We start from the raw sequence: 26,769 nt of genomic DNA on the forward strand, positions 1-26,769 counted from the left end.
ACGCGACAGTTCGGAAATGAACGCCTGGCACCGGCGGACGTCAGATGTTCGCGTGATGACCACTTCCGCGAAGTGGAGTTGCGAACGATACAATAACGATCGAAGACGTCGTTTGTTCTCACCGGTGTGGGAACTTTGATGCTGTCACGTTGACCTCCGCCAGTTCGCATGCAGCGAGCATCGCACCTTGTTCGAGGAATCTCGTTCGTTTGCGATCATGCAATGCATCGGCGTGCAAATCGGCGAAGCGCCTTCGACTATCCCCATCTGCAAATTGAGACCCACGCTCATGAGAAGTGAATTGGACGCCACGATTGCTCGCCTTCATGAGCAACTCGCTGACATCGATGACCTGGACCCAACTGAGATCGCTCGTTTGAAAGCGGAGCTCGACGAAATTCGCGAGACGTTGGATGAACAGGATGTCAACTCAGCGACGTTGGCAGAACGCTGGCAACAACAAGTCGAACATTTTCGCGAGTCACATCCGGTGCTGACGGAAAATGCGGGCCGCGTTGCGGACATGCTTTCTCAAATGGGAATCTGAGCCCCTGCGGGAATACTTGCCGTTTAGAAGTCGAACGTTCGTCGGGGCTGCTTTGCCGATGGTGGTTGAACTCTCCTTGCCCTCTTACAATTCGGCCCTTTCCTTCCAGTTCTCTCGCAAGCCCGATTTGATATGTCGTCAGCACCCGAAGTCCGTGTCGCCAGTCCACTGAACGTTCCCGACAACGACGCTTTGCGTTTCCTGCCCGAAGGACCGATGGCAATGGTCGCGGATGGCAAACTGTCGTGGGTGGGAATCCAGCACGGTTCGGACGTTCTGCACGGCAGTATCAATGTGCTGGATCTGGCGACTCAGTCCAACGAGTCGCACGACTTGCCAGGTCGCCCCGGCTTTGCGTTCCAATGTCAGACGGCAGGCAAGTTTGTCGCTGGGGTGGAACGTTCGCTCGGAATTTTCGACACCAACTCGGGCGAGTGGACGCCGTTTTGCGATGGTGTCGATAGCGACGTGACCAACACGATCATCAACGATGGGTTGGCAATTGACGACAACCTGATCTTCGGAACGAAGGACTTGGAATTCGCCGAGAAGAAGGCTGGGTTGTATCTGTATCGTGGAAGCGACCAAAAGCTGATTCGTCTTCGTGACGATCAAATTTGCAGCAACGGCAAAATGATTCGCAAGGACGAGTCCGGCAAACTGTTCTTGTTGGACATTGATTCACCGACGCGAACGGTTGTCGAGTATCCGCTGGACATTGCTGCGGGCACCGTTGGCGAAGCTCGTGTGGTGTTGGATTTGACCGATGATCCCGGTGTTCCAGACGGGGCAATTTTGACACCCGATGGCAACGGAATCATCGTCGCGATTTTCCATCCCGGTGTCGCGGAGCACGGTGAAACTCGGCTTTACGATCTGGCGACCGGAGAGTTACGAGTGGTTTGGCAGACTCCCGGATCGCCTCAGAACACTTGCCCGGCATTGGTGCCTTACGAGGGCAAGCTGAAGTTGGTCATCACCACCGCAGTGGAGAACTTCAGCGCCGAAGATCAAGCCAAGTGTCCCAACGCGGGCCAATTGTTCCTTGGTGAAACAGACTTCGTCGCGGACGAATCGTTTGAGCGAACTGTCTGGCCCGTTTGAACGTTGTTCGCCGACTGGTAACGAGTTTGACCAGTGAGACGCAGACCGGTTTTGTACCGCCAATTGAGCCGCACGGCGTTAGCCGCGGTTGGTGTGGCGGGAGCGAGTTCGTAATTGATCGGAGTGTTAGGCCGGTTGGGATGTCGGGTTGATAACCGGGCCTAACGGCCATCGGCTGATGTGGGTGTTGGTATTGAGCCGAACGGCGTTAGCCGCGGTTGATGCGGCGGGAGTGAGTTCGAAATTGGTCGGAGTGTTGGGCCGGTTGGGATGTTGAGGTGAGAACCGGGCCTAACGGCCTGCGGCTGATGTGGGGTCCCGGGGGCCACGGTCACGGCAAGGGCCGGATGGAAATGGAATCGATTCCGGCCATCCATCTTGCGATCGCTTTTTCGTTCTTGCCTGTGATTTTCACTTCGATCGTCAGGGGCTCATCGGCCTTCAGTTCCACTCGATCCCACGTGACGGCCGGTAAGACTCGGACGTCCGGTGAATATCCATCGAACGTTTTTTCGGCCTGGTCGCTGATCTTGAGCGATAGCTTTGCGTAGTCGACTGCCCCTGTGAGGTGCATCTGAACTTCGGCGGGGCCAGTGACATCATGCGGTACGTTCAACGTGATGGTGGATCCCACTTTGCCGCCGGTCCACCACAGTTGATTGTCCGCCGACCACTGATCGTGGAACGGTTTCATGCTTTGGTTTTGAACTTTTCCTCCCGATACAACCGCGGTATCGAGAACGCTTTCTGCTTCGACCGCCCATTCACGAGCGAACGATGGTCCGGGGCTCATCAGATAACCAAACAGATCGCGAATTTGATTTGGCTTCATCGGCTCCAGTTGTCCTTCCGGCATCAATGAAGTCTCAGAGAGCTTTTCAACTTCGACTTCATCAAGTGACAACACGATCTCCTCGGAGGTTGTCTGCACCGTGACCGCGTCTTCGTTGCGAGAGCGAACCAATCCGGATACCACGCGACCATCGTCCATCAAGAACGACGTCATCTGATAGGCGTTGCCGATCACGGCGTTCGGTTGAAGAATATTCTCCAGCCAATAGTTGACGTCGCTGCGGTTGGCACCGGTCAGATCAGGCCCGATCGGTTCGCCTTCGCCAAATAGTCGATGGCATTTGCCGCAGTTGGCTTCGTAAAGTTTCTTGCCTTCGGATCGGTTTGCGGAAGCCAATGTTTTTGGCGTTAGCAAAGCGGTGTATTTGGCGTGCAATTGCTTGGCTTGTTCACTTGTCGAACCAATTCGTCCCCAAGCGGCCTCGAGACGTTTGCGAGCGGAGTCGTCTTCGAACGGCAATGACAGCACGTTGCGAATGGCGTAAGCCGGAACGATGGATGGTGGAATGACGCCTTCCTCCATCGCACTGATCAGTTGAATCGCGGATCCGGTTCGCGAAGTCAATGTTGCCAGAGCATCGGATTGCTTTTGAGGCGACCAGTTGTTGAAACGGTTAATCAGCGTCGATGCGATTTTGGGTGAATCAAACGGTGCGAGCCCACGGACGGCATGGGAGCCGATGTCGCGATCGTCGATCAACGTGAGGAGCAACTTGCCGAGTTCAGGATCTTTGGCTTGCGTGAGCAGACGCAACGCGTCCAAACGGGGCGCGGTCGCTTCATCCGAGTTCGCAAGAATCGTGCGAAGTTCGGGCAGTGCGGATGCATCGCCGAATTCGATCGCGAGTGCGCCCACCAGGTCTTTGGTGCTGTTGGCAGATGCTTTTTCACGAAGCAGCCCCGAAACCTTTGGCCACGCCGAGGGCATGGCAACTCCGCCGCGACTTCGGGCGGATTGCAGGAGTTCTTCCAACATCCAATCGTATTGGTTGTTGATGGCTGAGTCTTTTGACGAGTCGATTTGCCTTGCGATCGATCTCACCAACGCTTCTCTTCCTTCGGGGGTGGTTGCGGTTCGTCGAGTCACGAATCGTTGCAGTTGATTCCAATTGCTACTGGACACCAAACTCATCACTCCCTCGGCATCCGTGTCGACCACCGGTTCAATGCCGTACCAGATCAACCAGGGCAAATTGCGATCTTTTTGGTCGACGTTGTGTCGGAGTAATCCGCGTGCGATCCCGAGTCGTTGGTTCTCTGGAATGCGTTGCAACAAAGAAGCCAGGTATCGGCGCGTGACTGGGGATGGCTCGCTGGCGGACATCGTTTCCAACTTGGCGAGCAAGCCAGATGACAAGGCTTGTCGATGTTCCCCGATTAACTGCACCGCCCATCCACGGATGATTGGATCGTTGTCATCCAGGAGCGAACTGAGATCCGTTTGAACGAAATTGGAATCATCTTTCTGTTTGCCTTCCACACGGAGCACTCCTGATGTCCATGCGGTCCAAACGGCTTGCAGTCTTGAACGTCTGGGTGCCTCCGATTGGATCAATGCAGTGAGTGCCTCGGCGACTTTGTTTCGGTTGATTTTTCCAGATGCGGCACGCTCCTGCAAAATTCGCTGCGACTGACGGACGAAGTACGCGTTCGAATGGGTGAGGTTTTGAACGAGTTGATCGTCGGACAATTTGGATAGATCGAAATTGTATGGCTGGAGTTCGCCGTATCGGATTCGAAACAGACGGCCATTGGTTCGGTCCCAAATCTCGTGATCGCGATGGTGGCAGGTTTGGTCGTCGTGCCAGTCAGATGTGTAGAGTGCACCATCGGGGCCTTGCATGATTCCAACGCCGATTTGTTCATGATCGTTCGACATCATGAAGTCCGGGCGGTGCCGACCCAGGAAACCGGAACCTTCGGTTTCCAAGTGCTCACGAACGATTCGGTGGCCGTGCAAATTGTGGAAGAACAACTCGCCGCGGTAGTGAGCCGGAAATTCGTCGGCTTGGTAAATCGTCAGACCGGCGTGAGCGTGGCCTCCACCGACCATCGAGGTCGTTGCTGCGGTACGCCGGACCAAGTCTCGATCGACCCGGTTCGCGGAGTTTGCCGATTGAAACGTGCCATCACCGTAATGCAGGTGATCGGCAATGGTCTTGATGTCGTCGTACGTATAAGGATTGAAGTGCTGGCCGGCTTGTCGGAAATAGCGGCCGCCTTGCGACAGATGAAACAAATGAGGAATCACGCACGCACTGACGAACCAATCGCCGTTCTGGTTGAAGTCGACTCCCCAGGGATTGCTGGTCCCGTGCGCGTAGACTTCGAACTCGTGTCGCACCGGATGGTACCGCCACACGCCGGCGTTCAGCGGAGTCCGGTCTTCTTTGGCCGTTCCCGGTTTGCCAACGCTGGAATGGGTGAACACGCCATGGCAACCATACAGCCACCCGTCCATGCCCCAAGTGAAACTGTTGAGGGTTTCGTGAGTGTCTTGGTATCCCCAGCCATCCAATAGCACGGTTGGCTCCGCATCGGGCACGTCGTCGCGATTGGCATCAGGGTAAAAGAGCAGTTCGGGAGCCGCCCCAATCCAAACGCCGCCAAAGCCGACTTCGATTCCGCTGGCCAAGTTCACGCCATCTGCGAAAACCTTTTTCGTTTCGAACGAACCGTCGCCATCGGAATCTTCCAGGATCAGAATGCGATCCTTTCCTTCACCGTCGGGAGCCTTGGTTGGATACGTGTTGCCCTCGATCATCCAGATTCGGCCGCGATCGTCGAAGCACATGGCGATGGGTTGGACCAAATCAGGTTCGCTCGCAACCACATCGACCTCAAAGCCGTTCGGCAGATCCATGTTTTTGGCCGATTCGGACGGGCTCAATCCAATCGCGTATTCGTTTTGCGGTCGTTTGGATGTCCGCCAGCGTTCTGCGACGTGTCGCCGTTTCGCGAGTGGAACATCACTCAGGTCAGTTTGAATGTGGACCGTCAGACCTCGCTTGTTGCCAGTCAGAACATCCACCAATCCATCGCCGTTGATATCCGTCGTGACGACTTCGACACCGACTCCGGAGGTTTCGTGGATGACATGTGGAACGAACTCGAGTCCGCCGGGTTGGTCGCTTTTTACGTTGCGGAACCAAACGACCAACGGAGCCTGCAGTCCACCGACGTCTTTGCCCCCATGGGCGTAGTAGCGTTTTCCGGTGACGATGTCACGCCGCCCATCTCCGTCGACATCGATGGTTTCCACTGCATGCATTTGCGATGTTGCGTACCCGTGTGGGTTTTGCATTGACGATTCGCTACTGATTTGATGCTGAGCGAATTGACCGGGGCGAGTTTGCTCGAACCAGGCCAGGCCGTACCCATGGGCATTTTCGGAAGTGACCAAATCGGAGTCGCCGTCACCGTCGAAGTCGTGAACGTGCATCTGAGCACCGCCGCCACCGAACGGCTGAGCGATCCAGGCTTGTCGTTGCCACAATGGTTTTGAGTCGGCCGTATCCGTTGAGTCGGCCGTATCGGTTGAGTGGGTAAGGGCAGACTCCGGTTGTCGCCACCAATGCTGGCGATTGATGATGTCTTGCTTGCCATCTCCGTCAATGTCGCCGACACCCAAGCCATGACCAAATGGTTCGAAAGCGGTTCCCGGTTCCGAGATCGCAACCCATTGCCACGGTTGCGTTGGATCGTCCATCGAATCCGCGGTGTAGTAGCCGTAGGCTCGATCGCGTGCACACACGAGTTCGGGAAGTCCGCCCGAAATCAAATCCACCCAGGCAGGCGATTCGTTCGAGACACGAGGGGCAATTGTGTGGGCCGGCCATAACTGATCGGACTGGCTCGCGGTCTTTTCGCCTGGATTGATGTACAGGGTGGCTTGGCGACCTGGGAAACCAACCGAGATCACGTCGGGTTTTCCATCGGCGTTGACATCGCAGACGTGTGAAAAGAAGTGTTGGCTGTATGCCATCACCGAAACGACGTTTGCCTCAGCCAGCTCGTGTCGGGTTTGGTAGTCGGGACCTTCGTACCAAACCGGACCGTAGACCAGATCGTTGACGCCGTCGCCGTTGAGGTCGCCGACCGCGGAACCCTCGGCGAAGAACTGATCCGTGATCTGCTGCGATTCCCATCCGACGTCGGTGTATTCGAGTTCGGATTGGCTGGTTTGTGCGAGAGCCAGCGTCGGAATCAGGCCGAACGTCAGCGTGATGCAGCTCAAAAGAGCCGCCTTGGCCAGTGAAACGGGACGATCCAGGGACGCGAACAGATTCATGGCAAAAAACCGGTGGGGAGGCGGGGAAGGCGGATTGTCAGGCAGGACCGCGTCAATCGAGGCGGTGAATTGAACGAGGGTGTGCAACGTTGACCGGGAAAGCCGGTGTGTCGCCGGTTTGTCAAACTGGGACGCGATAGAGGGATCAGGCGGGGATTCTGGATGGGCAACCGTCAGAATCCGAAACTCGATTCTATGGTTCTTTGCCAGTATGACTGATTCTGAGCCGCTAGGGGGTAACGACGTGCGTTTCGTGGCTGGTATTATCTTGCCAGTTTCCTACCTCCCCGCCCGCCTCGTGACCGCGCATGTCTGAATCGAACCCATCTTCCAATGTCGAAGCCAATCCACTGACTGGTGGTGAAGCCGTTGTCAGCGACAAAGTTCTCGCCGATCGTGCGATGCTGCAAAAAGCACAAGCCGAAGGCAAAACGCTTGGCACCTACATCAAACTTTCTGGGCCGGGTTGGCTGCAATCTGCGATCACGCTCGGTGGCGGCTCGCTGGCCGGATCGTTGTTCTTGGGAGTGATGGGCGGAACCAGCATGCTGTGGTTGCAGCTGGTCGCGATCGTGTTGGGCGTCGTGATGTTGTCGGCGATCAGCTACGTGACGCTTTCGACCGGACGCCGGCCTTTCGAAGCCATCAACAACGAGATCAACCCGGCATTGGGTTGGGGATGGATCATCGCGACCGTGCTCGCGAACATGATTTTCTGCATGCCGCAGTTCAGTCTGTGCTACGACGCACTGGACAAAAACTTGCTGTCACTGGGCGGTGGCGAAGGCCTGGGTGATTCCCGCGGTGTCCGATGGGCGGTCACGATGGTGCTGTTCTTTGCAGCTGGCTTCATCGTCCTGCTGAACACCAAACAAGGTCGCGCCGCGAAGGTTTTCGATATCTTCTTGAAGACTCTGATTGGAATGGTCGTAATTTGCTTCTTCGGCGTCGCGATTCTTTTGTTGGCGAAGGGCCAGCTCAACTTTGCCAGCATCTTTGCTGGGTTGATTCCCGACCTGACGCAGTTTGTTCGTCCTGCCGGCGAGCTTCGCGAATCGGTTGCAAATCTGTCTCCCGAAGCCAGCTCGTTCTGGACGGGGCGGCTGATGGGAACCCAACGTAGCGTCATGATTTCCGCGATTGCGACGGCGGTTGGCATCAACATGACGTTCTTGCTTCCGTATTCCATGCTCGCTCGTGGATGGGACAAGACGTTCCGCGGACTGGCTCGATTTGACTTGTCGACCGGCATGGCGATTCCATTCGTTCTGGTGACCAGCTGCGTCGTGATTGCCTCCGCGTCGTCTTTCCACAACAAAATCGATGACCAACTGGCATCGTCGGACGTGGCTGTGATGCAGACGTCGCCGTTGTTTGAAAAGGTGAAAGGCGATCTGACCGCACGAGTCGATTCGACACTGGGTGCAGAAGCTGAATCGACCGACGAAGCGACCAAGCTTCAAATGATCGCCGATCTTCCAAAAGACGAAAAACTTTTGGCGGCCGCTTTGGTCAAACGCAATGCTTTCGAACTCTCGCAAACCCTGGCTCCTTTGCTAGGGGCTGAACGAGCCAAGCTGATCTTCGGGCTGGGCGTTTTTGGAATGGGATTCTCGACGATCATCATCCTGATGCTGATCAACGGCTACGCGATTCGCGAAATGTTTGGGCGTCCGAACAGTCAGACGATCTTTATCGTGGGCGTTTTGATCGCCGGTGCGTCCGGGGCGAGCTGGGTTGAATTGTGGACGGATCCCGACAAAAAGTTCTGGTTGGCGATCCTCGCCAGCACCTTTGCTGTCATGTTGTTGCCGATCGCATATTTCACGTTCTTCTTGATGATGAACAGTCGCGAAATTCTGGGTGAGGATCGTCCAACCGGCGGTCGTCGCCTCGGATGGAACGTTTTCATGGGATTGGCCGTCATTGGTGCAACCGCCTCCGCTGGGGTTGCCCTTTACGAAAAGTACTTGGCACCCGATCCGCTGTCGTTCCGCATTGTCGCTGTCATTTGGGTTGCGTATGCGATTGCTGTGGCCTTGGGTTTTGCTTTGAAAAAGAAGACTCCCCGCACCACTTGATCCCAACGTGGAGATTTCATGACCGCGTCCGAAGAATGTTTGAGTGTTCGGGCGACGCGGTGGGAAGATTGGCGAGTCACGTCGCGGCGGTTGCTGATCAGCGGCGCCGCTCCGGAAACGATTCACTGGATCGACGGTCGGTCCAAATCGGGGCGAAAGCAATCCGACCTCTTCGGAACGACCGACGTCGAGTTCGCGGCAGCTGAACCAGCAGCCCAGGCTGGCGGTCAGGACGCAGCGGCCGATACATCTTCGCCGTTTCGCGTACCCAAGGCGTTTCTCAATCTGGCACGCCATGTTTCGTGTCATCGGTCACCAGGTCGCTGGGAGCTGCTGTACCGCTTGCTGTGGCGAATCACCGGTGGTGAAAAGCACTTGCTGACCAACGCCGCCGATCGCGATATGCACGCGGCGACGAAGCTAGAAAAGTCCGTCAGCCGCGACGCTCACAAAATGAAGGCGTTCGTCCGTTTTCGCGAGATCGAAGACGCGGAAGGCAAGCGTTTCGTTGCATGGCACCGACCTGATCACTACACGTTGGAACTGGTTGCCGACTTCTTTGCACGTCGGTTCGACGTGATGCGGTGGGCGATTTTGACGCCGGATGAGTCCGCGATTTGGGATGGCAAGAAGCTGACAATGGGCGACGGTGCTCCTCGCAGCGACGCACCGGAGGCGGACGAGTTAGAAGAGGTTTGGAAGACCTACTATGCGAACATCTTCAACCCGGCTCGGATCAAACTGAATGCGATGCGGGCGGAGATGCCCAAGAAGCATTGGGCGACGATGCCCGAAACGGAGTTGATCGATGATTTGGTTCGAAACGCTCCGACACGTGTCGAAACGATGATCCGGCATGCCGAAGGCGGTGTGTCGGCACGACCGTTCTTGCCCGAAGTCACAAGCGGCGAACCATCGCACTCCATCGCCCGCTTGCGAGATGCGGCGGCGGTTTGCCAGGGATGCGACTTGCATGGACCCGCCACGCAGACCGTGTTCGGCGTGGGCAATCCAAACGCAAAATTGGTGCTGGTGGGCGAGCAGCCTGGCGATCGCGAAGATTTGGCAGGCGAACCGTTTGTTGGACCTGCCGGTCAGTTGCTTCGCGAGACGCTGAGCGAGGTTGGGTTGGATCCGGCGGAGCTCTACATCACGAATTCAGTCAAACACTTCAAATTCAAACCGACCGGCAAGCGTCGGCTGCACGTCAAACCTGCAGCCAGAGAAGTCGCAGCGTGTCGGCCTTGGTTGGAAGCCGAGCTGGACGTCATTCGGCCGAAAATGGTTGTGGCTCTTGGAGCAACCGCGGCAGGAGTCTTGCTCGGTCCTGGATTTCGGCTGCTGAAGTCACGCGGTCAAGTGCAGCGTTCGGATCACGCCAAGTGGACGATCGCGACGTATCACCCATCCGCGATTTTGAGAGTGCCCAATGAGGCGACTCGCGAAACGATGCGGAAAGCGTTCCTCGAAGACCTGCATTTCGCGGCGGAGCATTACCGAATGCTACCGTGAAGCTGTGTCGTGACTAGAGAATTGCCAGCGGGTTACGTTTGGCTTCCAGAGTGCCGCGGGTCACGCCGACTCGATTCTCGGCCGATAACGATCGCCAAACGTCTTGGCCGGGGATCTCGCCCAACAGCAGACGGCGATACAAAGTCAGCATCGATTCCGCTTCTGTCTCGTTTTCGTTCAGCAATTCGACTCGGAACGAACCGACACCGCGAGCGACCATGGTGCCGACAATTTCCGCTCCGCTTTGAGGCGTGGCGTTGAACAGAGTGTTTCGGCAAGCGATGTCGGCCTGCAACACGTGCAGTTTTCCCACGCGGTCTCGCAACTGCACAACATGCCGATCGCATGGACGACCACAATTGGTTTTGTTGGTGCCCGGTGACAACACGCTGCAGAACACACAGTGCTCCATATGGAACATTGGCATATGCTGGTGCAAAACCAGCTCCAACCATTCCGCTGGCATCGAGCTGACCAGTTGGTCCAATTGGTCGGCGTTCAAATCGTATGACGCGGTGACTCGCTGGACGCCTTGATCCATCAACCATTCTGCCGATCGGTGATTGGCAACGTTCAACGAAAAGTCGGCGATGGTTGGAATGCCCGCCTCGAGGCCCATCCGTACCGCCGCCAGATTGCGAGCCAGCAATCCCGCAGGAGCTTGTTTGAGGATCTGTTTCAGCAATCCCATCTCGCCGGGCTTTTGAACTCGAAGCGACGCGATCCAAACATTCGCGTTGTGTTCCGCCCCCAAAGCAATCGCGGCTTTGTGATCGCGTGGATCGTGAAAATCAGCGTAGATTCGTTCTGCCGACGCGGCGATCGCACCGCGTACTTGATCGAGAGTCCGGCACAAAACGGACAGTTGCGGTGACGGCCAATCGGATTCCGCCTCTGTTTTCGCGATTGGACGTACCAAATCGCGCCCCGCCGACAAACGAACCGTTCGTCTTGGTGGTGCATGCAGTTGATCTTCGAGCTTCTCGACCAATTCGCGACGAAGTTGGTTCAGAACACCGAGCGGAACCATGGGGCCGCCACTCAGGTCGCTGGTCAATCGTCCCAAATGGAATGGAGAACCGCCGAGTCGACCAAGTTTGTCCGCCAAGACTTCATCGGTGATGGCATGCTTTTTCGCGACGGCCAAGTCATCTTCGCCGATGATGCTTTCGGTTGTCGCGTGGTCGCCGCTACCCAGCGTCGCGTGCACTTCGACTGGGCTTCCGACATGAGCCACAACGTGCAGATTGATGGGCCGCGTACGACGAGGCTTGCCGCCGAATGTCGCAGCCAAGCGTTTGTTCAGTTGAGGATCATCGTTCTTAAAAACCGTCGCGCCGATTTCAATTCGCGAAAAATCGATCTCGTCTCGGCCGAAGCCAATCCAAACGGTTTGATTGGTTTCGACTTTCTTGAGCTTGTCACCGGATGCTTGGCCTTCTGCCTGTTGTCGCTGGCGGGCAAGTTCCCAAGGACTCAGTGAAGATTGTTCTGATAGCTTTGACTCAGTTTTTTGACGTGGGCTTCCTGCAGATTCACTGTCGATTCGCAGCGAGTAAATTCGGCCGCCTTGGTGGTTGTCAGCGAAACCACTGTCGAAAGTTTGCGTGCTGTTGGGATCGACCGCGGACTCAATCGCCAATCCATCGCCGAGTGCGACTCCGGCTTGCACATCGACCAAAATTGAATCGCGACCGATGGCACGGATCTCGCCGAGCACGATGCCTTGTTTGGCGGATCGGATGCCAGGCACCAACCGTTTATGGTCGTTGCCTTCGAGCCATCCCGGTGTGAAGCCACGAGAGAACGACAGTTCCATTTCATGACGAGCGTCGTCGCCGAGGTTCACGGCGCCGTCCGCGATGGCTTGGTCAATCGCTCGGCGATAGTGGCCGGTAATGTTGGCGACGTACTCGGGTGTTTTCAGACGGCCTTCGATCTTGAGGCTGTTGACGCCCGCGTCGATCATGTCCGGGATCGCGGCGTAACCTGCCAAATCCTGCGGGCTGAGCAGGTAGCGAACATTGCCGAGTTCCTGATCGATTCCGTCGCACACCAAGTCATACGGCAACCGGCAGGCTTGAGCGCATTGCCCGCGGTTCGCACTGCGTCCGCCAAGAGACTCGCTGGTCAAACACTGGCCGCTGTAGGCAACACACAGCGCTCCGTGAATGAAGGCCTCGATTGGCATGTCCGTCTTGGAACGGATTTGTTTGATTTCACCAATCGATAATTCGCGAGCTACCACCACGCGAGACAACCCGAGCGATTCCGCCGCTTCGATGGTCTCGGAGCTGGTCAAACTCATTTGAGTCGATGCGTGAATTTCCAACTCGGGACAAATCGCTTTGACGATTCGAGCGACACCGAAGTCTTGAACCAAAACGGCGTCGACACCGGCACTGGCAATCGCGTCGACCACTTCGACCAAATCGTTCAGTTCATCGGGGAAGACCAGCGTGTTGAGCGTCACGTAGCCACGGACACCGCGAAGATGCAGTTTGCCCATCAATGAAGAGAGATCATTGACACCGAAGTTGGCCGCGCGATGACGAGCGTTGAAGCCTCGATCAAGACCGAAGTAAATGGCGTCCGCACCGTTTTCAATCGCGGCGTGAACACAGTCCCAATTGCCGGCGGGAGCGAGCAATTCGGGGGCGGAAGCGGTGGGTGGCAAAGCGGATTCGATCATGGATGAGAGTGTAACCGAACACACCGAAATACCAGACCAGAATTGGTGCTGAATGGTGTCCGACCGGGATCAGTTCGCCGGCGAAAGACGTCGGCCGCAGCTGCAGACGGGCTGGTCGCTCGACTCGCGCCGATTGCTCACGCAGAATCAACCTGCGAAGCGGGTCACGGAGCGATCGTCGATCAGGCGAAGAGGGACTTCGCGGGATAAACGCGAAGGGGAAACGAAAAAGCCCCGGTCGCGGGAGACCGGGGCTTTCTGGGTCGTTCGTTGTGGGAGTCGATGGTTGCGAGCGTCTCGCCTCTATCCGGGCGGGCTGGCATTTTCGATCGGTCGAACTTATTCGCGAGGGCGGATCGCGCCCGTCAAACCGCTGTAATCAACGCGGTCAGTCGTGTGCCAGAGAGGCTGGCCCAATTCAACACGACGACGCAGCACTTCGATCTTCTCTTGGCTGCCTGCAGGTGCATCCGTCGCAGTGAACATCTCATCTTCGTTTGGCACGAAATCTTCATCGTGGCCGTAACGCAAGATTGCTTCGAATACGTTTTTGCAATGAGTCATACTATTCCGATTTTCTTCAGGGGGTCAGGAGCCATCCAAGCGACCTGGACACCGCGTACAAACAGTCGCCTTCAACCAAGTCCATTCGCTGAAAGCATTTCACACGAAGGGATTATTCGTGTGGAACGGCGTGGGTCAAGAAAATTCTGGAGGGGGCTTGCTCTTCCCAGCCTTTCCGGCGTGTCCCGCGACGATCATCCATGACCCTAACGAAGAGGTCGGGTTTGCCGGTCGCGAATCAATCGACTTTCCGGCTAGCGAATTATGAAGGTTTCAAGGGGGTTATCCCCAACCTAACAACTGCATGAAGGTTTCAAGAAGGCACTTGAACGGGTTGTTATGAAACCGGTTCCGTCGTCAGAATGAAGCGTTCCCGCGTTTCACGGCTCAGCAACGGTACAAACGTCACCACTCAAATGAGCCGCAAAAAAGTTTCAGAATATTTCTCTTCTTCCTCTTGGTAGCTTCCCAAATGTCGTACTGGATGCAGCGTGAACTGACAATTCCAGCCGTTCGTCGTGGCTTTCACCTGATCACGCGGCCGATTCTACAAGCCATTCCCGAGCTGGCCGAGATCGAAATGGGGTTGTTGCACGTCTTCATCCAGCACACCAGTGCATCGTTGACGATCAACGAAAACGCCGACCCCGATGTGCGAGTGGATTTCGAGACGGCGATGAACCACGCGGTGCCCGAATCGCTTCCCTATGTTCACACCCTGGAGGGACCCGATGACATGCCGGCTCACGTAAAAGCCTCGATGATGGGCAGCAGTGTCAGCGTTCCAGTGAAGGACGGACGCTTGAACGTGGGGACTTGGCAGGGAATCTACCTGTGCGAGCACCGGGATCGAGCTTCCTCGCGGCATCTCGTCCTGACATTGCAGGGCAAGCGGTCCGACACTTGAGCGGTGGGCGGGACAATTGCCACGGTTGGTCGGTTACCTGAGGCATTGTCTACCGGAGGCATCGTACGCTGTTCGGATCGGGCAAGCTGTAACCTTCCGAGATATCAAACGCTCAGGCAATCGGCATCTGATCATTCGATTCTCGGTCGCCTCGCGAGGGTGGCTTCAATTGGATTCAGTGGCGAATTCTTGTAGTTCTTCCAGCGAAGCGAATTCGAGTGCCGAGATGTGGGTCGCCTCGAGGTGAACTTTCGGCGCCATCCCCGCATCGTAAGCTTCTTTCCAGCGAGCGGCGCACAGGCACCAACGATCGCCAGGTTTTAGCCCGGGAAATTCGTACATCGGCATGGGTGTGCTGAGATCGTTCCCGCGTGCTCGGCTGAATTTTAGGAAATCAGCGGTCATCTCGGCACAAACGACGTGCAATCCGACATCCTGCCCGCCGGTGTTGCAGCAGCCGTCGCGATAGAAGCCAGTCATTGGCTCCGTGCTGCAAACCGCCAGATCGGATCCCAAGACATTTTTCGCGTTGGAGCGTTTGGGTGTGGCCATGAAATGAATCCGTCAGGATGAAATTGGTGAGACAGCAATCGCGTAGCGTTCCACCGCAATCGTGTCGCTCAAATCGGTTTCGATCAAGGGACGCTGATCAGAACGTTTGAGTTCCCCAAATGATGTTTGAACCGAACTCGCTACAAATCAGGTCGGATCAGCGGAAGCGAACGAGTTTACCGATTGGGGGATGTGTCTGCAGAGTGCCGTCCCGTTCAGTCAAGTTGAATCGAAATGGCAAAGCGTTCCGGTTGCAACGCTCCTAGCAGTCGATCGTATTCTTCGCTGAATCCGGCGCGACTTAGCCACCAATTGAGGGATTGCTACGTGGAAAGGAGTCCACCACTGACGATTCGAGTTGCGGAAGGAAGATCAAACCGAGCGATCGGTCTGGTCAACCAACTTCTCTCAATTCAGGTCCACCGTATTGAACATTCGGCTGGGGTGTCGAGCGAAACCATTTGCTCAACTGATTGAGATCGAACTGACACCTCGTGAGTGCCTCCCAGCTGTTTGGGCCGGCAACTACTGGTCCAACTTGACTGTCATTTCGATCTTGGTCGGTCGCCTCTGTGGAAGACCCGATTTCGGCTAGGGCAGTTGCAATGAAGCACATTAGCGCACGCAGAAGGAGTCAGCGATGAAATTCAACGTCTTGCGAGCTGTCGCAGCCACCCTTTCCATGGGTGTTTGCACGATCGCCTCGGCACAGTACGGACCTGGTCAATACGGCGGACAACCCTACGCTGGTCCAACCAGCCAACTAGGAGTTCCTCAAACGCAAGCGGTTCAAACGTTTGGCGGAGGGAACTACCAACAACCCAACGCAGGCGGCTATCAAGCTCCCGCGAAGTGGAACAACTTCGGCAACCAAAACAACGGACCGCAATTGTTCCAACCCGCTTCGACGGGATACGACAACCAATTGCCGCCACCGGAATCCATTCCGACACCGGCTCCTTCCTACGGCGAACAGTTGTCGGCTCCGATGCAACAACAGGCCGCTCCTGCTCAGCCAGCGCCGTCCTACGCCGCTCCTGCACCGCCCGCAACGGTGCACCAGCACTCCTCGCATCAGCACTCGGCTGCTCCTGCTCAGCACTACTCGGCACCCGTTGAGTACAGCAGTGCTCCAGCCGGCGACTGTCAAACATGTGCTCAACCCAGCCCGTACATTCAAGCAGCTTCGCAACCTTGGGAAGGCGCTTCGTACGCCGCTCAATCTTGTGGCATGCCATCAGCCGCTCCCGTGCGGGCACCTTTGTTCCCATGGTTCGGTTCGTTTGACCTGTTGTTCTTCAACATGGACACAAACGGAAAAGACCGGAACATCGTTTCGCGATACGACAACGCCGATCCAACTCGGCCGTACTTGCCGCTGATGGGCATTGGTTCGATCGAGCCCGATAGCTCGCTCGGTTACAGCCTCAGCTTCGGTCGCTACATCGGATGTGGTCAATACGGTTTGGGCGTGACGTACTTCAACTGGAATCCAGATTCCGAGATGTACAACTCGCCGGTGTACACGGCGGAAGACTCGATTCCAGATGGCGGTGGTGGTGGTGCTCTGCGTGCTTCGGGCATGCCTCAGTACAATGGCGCTGTCATGAACTACCTGTATGACAACGGTGGTGGAACGTACAACGGCCTCGACATCGATGGATCGGGTGCCTACGTCGATACCGGTGCTGACTATGCAAGCGTTTACGACATCATCGACGGTCGCGCAGGCCAAGGAGCCTTGAACGGTGCGGACGGTACTGCAGGAACGGCTGATGATGATTTGAACGCTGCTCCGGGTGGTGCAGGAACGAGCTCATACGCAGAAGCGACTCAGTTCCGTGCTCGTCGCGATGTCGACGTTCAAGGCCTGGAAGTCAACCTGTTCAGCTTCGGTTTGATGGGAGCTCAACGTGCTTCGGCCGCGTCTTGCGGAACCGGCATGGGAATGGGCCACAGGCTGAAGAGCTTCATGGGAATGGGCGGATATGGCGGAGTTGGCGGTTACGGCGGAGCCAACTACGGCGGCTATGGCAGCTGCAATACCGGTGCATGCCCACCACAACAATTTGCCCCTTGTGGACCACGTTACGGATTCGGCGGAGCAGCCGGACCCTTGGTTCGTCCTTGCAACGGCAAAGTCCAAGTCGTGACCAGCCACGGTCTTCGTTGGTTCCAGTTCAAAGACAGCGTCGACTACGCCTACGATGTTGACGGACGAGCTGGTTACACGATGAACGACATCTACGACACGACCTCGACCGAGAACGATTTGTTCGGCTACCAGTTCGGCAGCCAACTGATCTACTGCTTGGGAAGCCGCGTCAACTTGAACGTGGGTGGTAAGTTCGGTGTTTACGGAAACCAAGCTGAGTTCCGTCATCGTTTGGGTACCCAAGACACGGCCGCGTCGCTCGCCGCAATGCCTGACCAAATGATCGACTACAACACCAGCGACACTGTGTTGTCGACTTTGGGTGAGTTTGATCTGGGCCTCGGCGTCCGCGTCAGCAACTGCTGGACGGTTCGCGGTGGCTACCGAGTTCTCGGTGCAACCGGCTTGGCCATCGCTGACAACTACTCGCGTGACTACAGCTCGGTCGCCTCGGCCAGTGCCTTGCACGCCGACAGCAGCCTGTTGCTCCACGGAGCCTACGTCGGAGCAAACTTCAACTGGTGATCGTCAACGGCGTCCTGAGACGCTGAACGCAGACGCAACCATCTGAACCGCCAAACGCCCTCGAATCGCTTTGATTCGGGGGCGTTTTTGCGTTTGTGACTTCGGCGCGAACAACGGCGAACTATACTTGCGGGGCCCGTTTCAGCATTTTGGCCCTGGATATCGGGGCTGAAACCCTGCTCCGCTTCTCTCGCATTTCTGCCGGACGACCCAACACGTGACCAAGGTTCTTTTGACGGCTTTCGAGCCCTACGACCGCTGGCCGGACAATTCGAGCTGGATGAGTCTGATGGAACTGACCCATTGGTACGATGGGCCGGTGGAGCTGGTCACGCGGCGATATCCGGTGAATTTGCTGAAAATGAGCGAGCGGCTGCGTGCCGATCTGCAGGCTGGCTACGACTTGGCGATCCACTGCGGCCAAGCCCCCGGTTCGACGGTAATGCGTCTGGAAACGGTCGGATTGAATCTGCGAACCGATGGCACCGAGATCTTGCCGGATGCCCCCGCCGCCTACCGGTCCGGATTACCGCTGGCCATTTCCGCCCAAAAAATTCGCGATGCCGGCATTCCCGCCGCGGTGTCTCATCACGCGGGTACTTATCTATGCAACGCCGCGTTGTATCTCAGTCACCACTATTCAGCGGCATTCAGCATGCGGACGCAGTCTGTGTTTGTGCACATGCCTCTGGCCCCAGCCCAGGTCGCTCGCGAAAATTCGGATGCACCCAGCATGAGCGTGCCGATGACCAGTGCCGCACTCGCGATTCTGATTCAGAGTCTGGTTGGATCGGCTACCTGACGAAAAACCGTCGTCGATCTGGCCCGTTGGCCATAGCGGGAGATGACGATTGTGGGGGGCAGCGACTATGATGGGTGACTTTGTAGCCCTCCATCTTCCCCCACGGTTCAGCACATTCACCATGCACAGCTCGCGAAAACTGTCCGTTCTCTGGTTCATGTCGCTCTTCTGCCTCTGCCTGGCTTTCGCCCCCGCGTTGTCGGCTGACGACGACAAAAAGCCCGCCGACAAACAGGAAGCCGCCCCGGCCGAAAAAGCGGCCGAGGTGAAGGAGGCCGCAAAGTCGGAGAAACCGGCAAAGAAGGAAGCCAAAGAGAAGCCAGAAGCGAAGAAAACGGACGCAAAGAAAGAAGAGAAGAAGCCAGAGGCCAAAAAGGCTGACAAGGCGGAGATGAAAGAGGAAAAGAAGGAAGACAAGAAGCCGGAGGAAAAGCCCGTCGTCAAATCGGTCTTCCCCGACAAGGCTCTCGAGTCAGCCGTTCGCGCCGAAGTTTTCGCGAAACGCCACAACGACGAACCGATCACTGTCGAAGACGTCGCCAAAATCTCTCGCGTTGTCGGGACCGGCAAAGGAATTCAATCGCTCGAAGGACTTCAGCACTGCAAGTCCTTGATGCTGATCGACCTCGCTGACAACAAGATCGAAGATCTAACCCCGATTGCGAATTTGAAACGTTTGCAGTCGGTCACTTTGGCGAACAACAAAATTGCCAGCCTGGATCCTGTCGCCGATTTGGTCGCGATGCAGTTGCTGGATGTTTCCGGCAATGAGCTGACCAGTTTGGATCCGCTGGCGAAAATGAGCAATTTGCGAACGCTGTATGTCGCGGACAACAAACTCACCAGCCTCGATCCACTGGCTGGCCTGACGAAGATTTGGTCGCTCGATGTCGCCGGCAACGAACTGACCAGCCTCGATCCCGTTTCAAAGCTGGGTTGGCTAACGACGTTGGAGATTTCCGACAACAAGATTACTTCGCTCGAGCCGCTGACGTCGCTCAACGATTTGGACATGTTGATCGCTCCGGGCAACCCAATCGCGAATTTGAAACCACTCGTCGACATGTGTCGGGCGGACGTGGAAGGCGATCGCCGTTTTGCACCTTATCTGAACATCTACTTCTCGCCCGCCCAAATGACGCATGCGGATTGGTCAGATGACCTCGCCGCATTGAAACAGCTCGGTGTGCGTTTGCACGAGTACGAACGAAAGAAGTCGGGAGAATCATCGAATCCATGAGTGCTCCGACTGTCGAAGAATTCATCCAGCGTGCGGTAGCGGTTGGCATTGCCGAGCGGCGAGAGATTGATCGCGCGCTGTCGGAACTTGGGGCTGAAGAACGGCAACTCAACGACGTTATTGAATTGTTGCAACGCCACGGCATTCTGACCACGCTGCAATGCGAGAAGCTAAGTCGCGGCGACAAGGGCGGCTACTTCTACGGCGACTACAAGGTTCAGTATTTGATCGGTGCTGGTACGTTCGCTCGCGTGTATCGCGCCGAAAAAGGCGACGAGGTTTTCGCGGTCAAAGTGCTTCGCAAACGTTTCCGCGATGAACCGAAGGAAATGGAGCAATTCCTTCGCGAAGGCCGCATGGGTCTGAAGCTGAAACACCCAAACATCGTTCGCATTCTGGATGTTGTCCCTGACGTTCGAAACCCTTTCTTGGTGATGGAATTCGTCGAAGGGCAAACGCTGCGTGAGCTGGTTCGCATTCGCAAGCAACTGCCGCTCGAGCTGTCGCTGAAGTTGACGATGGAAATTGCCGCTGGGTTGGCACACGCTGCCGGTCTTGGGATTTCGCACCGTGACTTGAAGCTGTCCAACGTGCTGATTTCATCTGGAGGGACCGCGAAGCTGGTTGACTTTGGTTTGGCCGCTTTGGCCGACCGCAACAACCCCGAACAAGTCGCCGATTGCCCCAACGCTCGTGCGATCGACTACGCCGCATTGGAACGAGGCACCAACGTTCGCAAGGATGACCCTCGCAGTGACGTCTTTTTTACCGGCAACATGCTGTATCACATGTTGGCGGGGACACCGGCACTAACGGAAACGCGAGACCGTTTGGCACGTCTGAACGTCTCTCGTTTTCAAGAAATCAAACCGATCACCGAGCATGTGCCTGATTGCCCAGGGATCGTCAGCCAATTGCTGATGAAAATTCTGGCGTACGATCCGACGAAACGGATCCAGTCCGCTTCGGCATTGCGAGTCGAAGTCGAACGCGTGTTGGAAACGTTGAAAAGAGGGCCGGTCGAACGTCAGGTTCACGACACCAGTGGAACGGTCAATGCCGCCGATGTCGGTGACGATCAGGTGGTCACCAACGAAGGTGAAGGTTACGTTGTGATGTTGGTGGAATCCAAGGCGAATCTGCAAAACGCGGTTCGCGAACGATTGAAAGCCCGCGGCTACCGCGTGTTGATCATCGCTGATCCGCGACGCGCACTGGCTCGATTCGAGGACGACATCGAGAATCCGGCGGATTGTGTGATCTTTGGTGCAGCCGAACTTGGCAACGACGCCTTGGAGGCCTACAACCAATTCGTCACCGACGAAAAGACAGCTGAAATTCCCGCGGTCTTGCTGGTCGATCAACGCCAAGGACACATCATCAGCCGCGCAAAACGCGGCCCCAATCGCGTGCTGCTTCCCCTGCCGCTGCGAGTCAAGCAACTTCGAGTTGCGTTGATGCAGTTGCTGGCAAACATCGAAAAGCGTACCCCGGGAATGTTCTGAGCCGTCTGCTCGGACGTCTTCTTCCCAACACGCGACAGATGGATTGAATCTCGAGATGCAACTCACCGGATTGACGGTCATTGGCGGCGGGCAAATGGCTCGCGCTCTCGTTGGCGGAATGCTCGAAAGCGGGTGTCTCCAGGCGAGTGAACTGACGATTGTTCACAAAACCAAGTCGACCGGAGAATGGTGGTCGTCGAAGTACAGCGAATGCACCACGACCACCGATACCGTTGAGGCGGTTGCCGGTGCCAAAGTCGTGATGCTGGCCGTCAAACCGCACATCATTGCTGAAGTCTTGTCGGTCAAGAACGACGCCGGGAAGTCGGCGGATTGGTCGGGGCGCTTGATCGTCTCAATCGCTGCGGGAATCGGTTTGGACAAACTCACCGCGGGAGTCGGCCACGATCGAGTTGTTCGCGTGATGCCGAACACGCCCAGTCTGGTTGGCGAAGGCGCCAGCGGCTTTTGCGTCAGCGACGGTGTGGGTGACGATGACGTGCAGTTGATCGAAACGATGCTCAGTAGCGTCGGGATTGCGTCGCAAGTCACCGAACCTCAAATGAATGCGGTCACCGGAGTCAGTGGCTCAGGACCGGCCTACGTGTTCCTCATCATCGAAGCTTTGGCGGATGGCGGCGTCGCGGCGGGTTTGCCTCGCGCGACCGCATTGCAGTTGGCGACTCAAACGGTTCTGGGGGCCGCGAAAATGGTTCGCGAAACTGGCGAGCATCCCGGCGTCCTGAAAGACAACGTCTGCAGCCCCGGCGGAACGACCATTGCCGCGATGAGCACCCTGGAACAGAATGCGGTTCGAGGGGCAATGATTCAGGCTGTTCAAGCGTCAGCGAATCGTAGCCGTGAACTCGCCTAATGGCTTTATCGCTGCGACCACGCGAAACTGACTGTGGTGCCGGCTTAATTGTCGGAACATTCCGAAGGCGTGCGCGAATGCCGTGTATTTCGATGCCTCACTAGCGAAGTTGGCCGAATCGACTGACTCACCAATTCAACGACTACCTCTTTCACATCTTGCCCAGGGACACCGCGATGGTTTCTCCGATCGTCAAAGTTGATGACAAACACTTGCCACTTTACCGAGTCGTTTGGATTGCGGATCTGCCGCACTTCTGTGGCGAAGAAGACTGCCAACGCGAAGGCTACTACGAGATCCGTTTGGACGTCGAAGATTCGGTGTGGACCAGTTCCGCGGAACGCGATGAGGTGCTGGAAGCTCTCAACCGTTGGTGCGGCGACCCTCGAGACGATCCTGACGAACGTCCTTTCTGAATTCGGGGCTGCTTCGAAGAAGGCAACCAAGAAAAATTGAGAGTAGCCTGATCAGCCATCTGAGCGTTCGCTTCGCTCGTTCGATTCATTGGGGCTTCCAATTTGAATCGAACGAAGTCTCAACGATTACCGTGGGCTGATCGCGGATCTTGCTCAACCGCCAGCGTTGCGGGCACGTTCGGCTTCGCGAACTTCGTCGATATCGTTCTGCTTCGGAGCATCATTGACGGACTGGCCAATCGCTTTGGCCAATCGTCCCAGCATCGCAAAGTAGATGAAGGCTCCCGCTGTGGCCGTGAAGATGCAAACGGCTGCCGCAGCGACCGGTGCAAACAAACTGGCAACGAAAAATGTCAGGAACGTTCCGAAGAAGATCAGTGCTGCGGACAGATAGAAACCGCCCCAGGCCTCTTCGCAACGCGTCACACTGCGGCCCACTTCGGGCGAGAACGGGACGAACATGTTTTGCATGTCCAACATCGATAGCAGAACAAACGGAAACAGCAGAAACACCGACAACATGACCAAGCACACTGTCGCTAGGTTTTGTCCAAACGCCAGCGTGCCGATGATCCATCCCGGGCCGCCCGTCAATCCAACGGCGGCAAAACAGAACGCGGTCGGGGCGAGCCACTCGAGCGGTTCCAGAGTCAATGGCCAATCGGAAACGGTCTCTTCGTCATTGCTGACGGATTGCAGGATGGCAAAACCGCATGCCAGCACCATGGCTCCGTAGACGAGCCCCGCGGGAAACAAAAACTTCAAGGCCGCATCGAATCCGGACCCGATGGCGACTGCCGCGACAACCGACGCAATCGATGAAAGAATCAGCCAGTGAACCGCAACGGTGAACTGACCAAAGACGCCAAAGGTTGACTTGGCCCAGTCCGAAATCTTTGGCACATCTAAATCGGGGGCGGGCTCTTCTTCTTCGACTTTCGCGGCTTGAGCCAACAGCTCCTGCGCGGACTTGCGGAATGGATCGGCGGGGCGATCGCTCTGTGTCACTGCCGTTTCATTGAACTGGAACGACTGGGCGCGATCCATGTCGATCACGACCTTCTTCTTCTTGCGAGGAGCCGGTGGCACCTTGATGGACTTGTGGCAATCGTGGCATCGAATCTGTTTGCCCGACTGCGCCGCGGTCACGTTCATCATGGTCGCGCAGACGGGGCAACGCACCCGAAAGTGCTCTTCGTATTCGACGTTGTGCGCGACCGGTTCGTCGGATGCTGGCGGCTTGGGTTTGCTCGCAGCGGCAGCCAAAGCGGCGGCCTGGGAAAACAACGGATCAACCATCGAATCCTTGGCCGGAGGAACAGCCGAGTCAACTGGACTGGCTGATTCTTCCATCGCGTCGAAGTTGAACGGGTCGTCGGGATCGTCAAATGCATCGGCGGAGGTCGCCGGTTCGCCGCGATTGGTTCCCGTCCCAAGATCTTGGATGTTGTCGAACCCAAATGGATCGTCGTCATCCGACGAGGCTTCTGCATCAAGCGGCGGCAGATCCATGTCGAACATGTCGCCGTCGGAGTCTGCTGGATTCTTGGCTGACGTGTCCGAACCTGTATTGGTCGAGCCACTGGTTGTGGCCGGCTTGGGCGTGACCGCGGGAGAAATATTCGCGGGTGCCACTGAGGTTGGCTTTGGCTTGGCGGCCGGCTTTTCCGGCGGATCGCTCAGCACCAACCAATCGTCATCGTCGTTGGTGGTGCTGGCGGAAACCCCGGGGACCAAGAACGTATCCTGGCACTTCGGGCAAATCACGCGAGTCCCGCCGGCATCGTCGCTCACAGCGACGGCCGCGAAACATCGCGGGCATTGCACCGATTGTGTCATCGAGGATCAGTCCTCCATCACTTCCGCTTCGCGAGCTTTGGCGGATTCATTGACGTTTGTTTCAGCCTTCTTGGTCAACTCTTGCACTTGATCTTTGGTCTTGTCGCGATCGTCTTCCGTCATCTCTTTGTCCTTCTCTGCCGTGTCAGCGGCTTTGTTGGCATCGCGACGGATGTTGCGAATCGAAACCTTGGCTTCTTCGGCCAATTCCTTGATTCGTGAAACCATCTTTTTGCGAACTTCGCCGGACAGCGGAGGTACGTTCAGTCGAATGACTCGGCCATCGTTTTGTGGATTCAATCCCAAGTCACCGGCGACAATCGCCTTTTCGATATCTTTGATTGTCGTTGCGTCGTACGGGCGAATCAAGATTTGTTGTGGCTCGGGCGTGCCGATGCTGGCCAATTGTTTCAGCGGTGTCAGCGAACCGTAGACCTCAACCTTGATCGAATCGACCAAACCTGGGTTGGCTCGTCCTGTGCGAATCCCCGACAAATTGTTTTGCAACACCGAAACGGCTTTGTCCATTCGCTCTTCGGCGTCCATCAATATCTCGTCGCTCGTCATTGTGTCATCCTGGGATTGAGGAGGGGGAAAGGCTGTTTGCAATCAACGATGGTTGGTTTGCGTGTCTTGTGGGTCACCGATCCAGGTTCCCACAGATTCGCCGCGGACGGCACGCACAATGTTGCCATCCTGCTTGAAATTAAACACCAAGATCGGCTTGCGATGTTCGTTGCACAACGCGATTGCGGTGGCATCCATCACTCGCAGCTTCTTTTGGATCACTTCGTTGTAGCTGAGTTGTTCGTACAAAACCGCATGTGGGTTCTTTTCTGGATCGTCGCTGTAGACGCCGTCCACGCGGGTCGCTTTCAAAATCACGTCGGCTTCGATCTCGAGTGCTCGTTGAGCCGCGGCGGTATCAGTCGTTACAAACGGACTTCCGATTCCTCCGGAAAGGATGATCACGCGGCCTTTTTCGAGATGACGGATGGCGCGGCGCCGGATGAATTGTTCGGCCACGCGGTCGACGGGCAACGCACTCATCACTCGAGTCTGCAACCCGATCGAATCGAGAGCGTCTTGCAGAGCCAGCGAGTTGATGACCGTGGCCAGCATACCCATGTAGTGAGCCGTGGCTTCTTGGACGGATGCATTGGCACCGGAAAACGATGCGCCTCGCAGGATATTGCCACCGCCGTTGACGATTGCAATTTGACAGCCGGATTCGTGGGCGGATTTGATCTGCTTCGCAATCGCCAGCAGTTCATTGTCGCTGATTCCTCGCTTGCCAGATTCAGCGAGGCTTTCGCCGCTGAGTTTCAAAATCACGCGGCGATAACGTAAATCGCCTTCCGGTTGACTCGATGGGGCAATGTCGGGCATCTCGGCGTCAGGTCGGGTCAGAGGGAGCAAAAAGAAGAGCGGATCGCCGCGTCACAGCGCGGGTTTCGCAAGCAAACGTGGCTCGTAAAACGGTAACGATTTCCGCGTGTTTGCGAAACCAGACACGAATCTCCGTGTTTTTGTTTCGCCAACACGATCCTTCGCTACAGACCGCCCCTGTAGATGGGGATCAATTGTGCTTTTCCGCTCCCTTCCCTCGATTCTTGACCTAGGGTTGTGGTGAGAGGTCTCTCGAAAACGTGTGCAAGACACGCTCGTTACCCGTGTGAGGATCCAAATTGATGCCGTTGCCACCTCCAACCCAAACTAGCCAGACGACACCTGTGACCGTGATTCCGCCCCGTCGGAACCGGCAGGAGTCCGCTGCGCGATCGGAAACCACGGAATCGCGTTCAACCGAGCGAGAAGTTCGCCAAGACCGCCGTCGCAACCGAGACGCGTCCAAGGGCGGGTACGCTCGCGAACGTAGGCAATTTGGAAGTTCGCACGCGGATTTGTCGGAAGATGGTTGTGAATTGGCTGCCGCCATCGATCGCTACAAGATGCAACATCATCGTCGGTACATTACTTGTGATGAGATGCTGATCGTGATGCGAGAATTGGGCTACTCGAAGTCTCAGACTTCCTCCTGACGTTCATTCGTCCATGAAACGTGCTCGTAGCGACACATCGACTCTTGGTTTGCCCTTCTTCCTTCAGGGCCGATCATCCATTCGAAAATGGATCGAGTTTCTTGGCCGGTTTGTTTGTTGACTGAATCGACCTTGAACGATCTCGACGAGTCATTCGATCTCGAGGTTTCGATCTGGATAGTCCTTGAATCGGAACCGGCCGAGTGTGCGGCCCTCACGCAATTTTGCGGGCTCAGTTCGCAGGCATGCGGCGGCATCTTGAACCCATG

The 26,769-nt window shown here is 56.4% G+C and carries 19 protein-coding genes; 12 read left to right on the top strand and 7 right to left on the bottom strand.

The features are described from left to right. Positions 1 to 289: 289 nt before the first annotated feature. On the top strand, positions 290 to 547 hold the full coding sequence (locus RE6C_RS21665; RefSeq protein WP_008660086.1) for a DUF4404 family protein: 258 nt from the start codon (positions 290 to 292) through the stop codon (positions 545 to 547). 132 nt (positions 548 to 679) lie between these two features. After that, positions 680 to 1,651, top strand: coding sequence for an SMP-30/gluconolactonase/LRE family protein (locus tag RE6C_RS21670; protein WP_008660087.1), 972 nt, complete (start codon positions 680 to 682; stop codon positions 1,649 to 1,651). A gap of 331 nt (positions 1,652 to 1,982) precedes the next feature. On the opposite strand, the gene RE6C_RS21680 is transcribed toward RE6C_RS21670, so the two are convergent. Further along, positions 1,983 to 6,794 (bottom strand): PVC-type heme-binding CxxCH protein, encoded by a 4,812-nt coding sequence (locus RE6C_RS21680; protein WP_039962980.1) that lies wholly within the window; start codon positions 6,792 to 6,794, stop codon positions 1,983 to 1,985. Between the two features lie 308 nt (positions 6,795 to 7,102). Here RE6C_RS21680 and RE6C_RS21685 point away from each other — a divergent pair, with 308 nt between their 5' ends. After that, positions 7,103 to 8,875 (top strand): divalent metal cation transporter, encoded by a 1,773-nt coding sequence (locus RE6C_RS21685; RefSeq protein WP_008660089.1) that lies wholly within the window; start codon positions 7,103 to 7,105, stop codon positions 8,873 to 8,875. Between the two features lie 18 nt (positions 8,876 to 8,893). Continuing rightward, positions 8,894 to 10,387 (top strand): UdgX family uracil-DNA binding protein, encoded by a 1,494-nt coding sequence (locus RE6C_RS21690; RefSeq protein WP_008660091.1) that lies wholly within the window; start codon positions 8,894 to 8,896, stop codon positions 10,385 to 10,387. Between the two features lie 13 nt (positions 10,388 to 10,400). Here RE6C_RS21690 and RE6C_RS21695 read toward each other — a convergent pair whose 3' ends face one another. Together RE6C_RS21695 and RE6C_RS21700 are read right to left on the bottom strand one after the other, a co-directional pair. Further along, positions 10,401 to 13,079, bottom strand: a complete 2,679-nt coding sequence (locus RE6C_RS21695; protein WP_008660092.1) for a U32 family peptidase — start codon at positions 13,077 to 13,079, stop codon at positions 10,401 to 10,403. A gap of 339 nt (positions 13,080 to 13,418) precedes the next feature. Then, positions 13,419 to 13,643 (bottom strand): hypothetical protein, encoded by a 225-nt coding sequence (locus RE6C_RS21700; protein ID WP_007327455.1) that lies wholly within the window; start codon positions 13,641 to 13,643, stop codon positions 13,419 to 13,421. 472 nt (positions 13,644 to 14,115) lie between these two features. Between RE6C_RS21700 and RE6C_RS21705 the strand changes: the two genes are divergently transcribed. Next, positions 14,116 to 14,550 (top strand): secondary thiamine-phosphate synthase enzyme YjbQ, encoded by a 435-nt coding sequence (locus RE6C_RS21705; protein WP_008660095.1) that lies wholly within the window; start codon positions 14,116 to 14,118, stop codon positions 14,548 to 14,550. 165 nt (positions 14,551 to 14,715) lie between these two features. Here the strand turns inward: RE6C_RS21705 and RE6C_RS21710 are convergent, their stop codons facing one another. Then, positions 14,716 to 15,102, bottom strand: a complete 387-nt coding sequence (locus RE6C_RS21710) for a DUF2237 family protein (protein ID WP_008660096.1) — start codon at positions 15,100 to 15,102, stop codon at positions 14,716 to 14,718. Between the two features lie 640 nt (positions 15,103 to 15,742). Between RE6C_RS21710 and RE6C_RS21720 the strand changes: the two genes are divergently transcribed. From RE6C_RS21720 to RE6C_RS21745, 6 genes are all read left to right on the top strand, one after another. Next, on the top strand, positions 15,743 to 17,782 hold the full coding sequence (locus RE6C_RS21720) for a hypothetical protein (protein WP_008660100.1): 2,040 nt from the start codon (positions 15,743 to 15,745) through the stop codon (positions 17,780 to 17,782). A gap of 217 nt (positions 17,783 to 17,999) precedes the next feature. Next, entirely contained in the window at positions 18,000 to 18,584 is a 585-nt protein-coding gene (locus tag RE6C_RS21725) for a pyroglutamyl-peptidase I (protein ID WP_008660102.1), read from the top strand. 157 nt (positions 18,585 to 18,741) lie between these two features. Next, the gene (locus RE6C_RS21730) at positions 18,742 to 19,824 is read left to right on the top strand and encodes a leucine-rich repeat domain-containing protein (protein WP_173401821.1); all 1,083 of its coding nucleotides are present in this window, start codon (positions 18,742 to 18,744) and stop codon (positions 19,822 to 19,824) included. Beyond that, the gene (locus RE6C_RS21735) at positions 19,821 to 21,329 is read left to right on the top strand and encodes a protein kinase domain-containing protein (protein WP_008660105.1); all 1,509 of its coding nucleotides are present in this window, start codon (positions 19,821 to 19,823) and stop codon (positions 21,327 to 21,329) included. Before RE6C_RS21730 ends, RE6C_RS21735 begins: the two co-directional genes overlap by 4 nt. Before the next feature lie 55 nt (positions 21,330 to 21,384). Then, positions 21,385 to 22,203 carry a pyrroline-5-carboxylate reductase gene (proC, locus tag RE6C_RS21740; protein WP_008660107.1) on the top strand — a complete coding sequence of 273 codons (819 nt, stop codon included), beginning with the start codon at positions 21,385 to 21,387 and terminating at the stop codon, positions 22,201 to 22,203. A gap of 176 nt (positions 22,204 to 22,379) precedes the next feature. After that, the gene (locus RE6C_RS21745) at positions 22,380 to 22,619 is read left to right on the top strand and encodes a hypothetical protein (RefSeq protein WP_007339964.1); all 240 of its coding nucleotides are present in this window, start codon (positions 22,380 to 22,382) and stop codon (positions 22,617 to 22,619) included. 153 nt (positions 22,620 to 22,772) lie between these two features. Here the strand turns inward: RE6C_RS21745 and RE6C_RS21750 are convergent, their stop codons facing one another. From RE6C_RS21750 to pyrH, 3 genes are read right to left on the bottom strand one after another with little or no spacing between them, the layout of a single operon-like run. Further along, the gene (locus tag RE6C_RS21750) at positions 22,773 to 24,458 is read right to left on the bottom strand and encodes a membrane protein (protein WP_008660109.1); all 1,686 of its coding nucleotides are present in this window, start codon (positions 24,456 to 24,458) and stop codon (positions 22,773 to 22,775) included. 6 nt (positions 24,459 to 24,464) lie between these two features. Then, positions 24,465 to 25,025 carry a ribosome recycling factor gene (frr, locus tag RE6C_RS21755; RefSeq protein WP_037254753.1) on the bottom strand — a complete coding sequence of 187 codons (561 nt, stop codon included), beginning with the start codon at positions 25,023 to 25,025 and terminating at the stop codon, positions 24,465 to 24,467. A 42-nt stretch (positions 25,026 to 25,067) separates the two neighbouring features. Then, the gene (gene pyrH / locus RE6C_RS21760) at positions 25,068 to 25,847 is read right to left on the bottom strand and encodes a UMP kinase (protein ID WP_008660111.1); all 780 of its coding nucleotides are present in this window, start codon (positions 25,845 to 25,847) and stop codon (positions 25,068 to 25,070) included. Positions 25,848 to 26,149: 302 nt separating this feature from the next. Here pyrH and RE6C_RS21765 point away from each other — a divergent pair, with 302 nt between their 5' ends. Beyond that, on the top strand, positions 26,150 to 26,500 hold the full coding sequence (locus tag RE6C_RS21765) for a hypothetical protein (RefSeq protein ID WP_039962942.1): 351 nt from the start codon (positions 26,150 to 26,152) through the stop codon (positions 26,498 to 26,500). The last annotated feature ends 269 nt before the right edge of the window (positions 26,501 to 26,769 follow it).

The sequence above is a fragment of the Rhodopirellula europaea 6C genome (assembly GCF_000338295.1).
GTDB classification, from domain to species: Bacteria; Planctomycetota; Planctomycetia; order Pirellulales; family Pirellulaceae; genus Rhodopirellula; species Rhodopirellula europaea.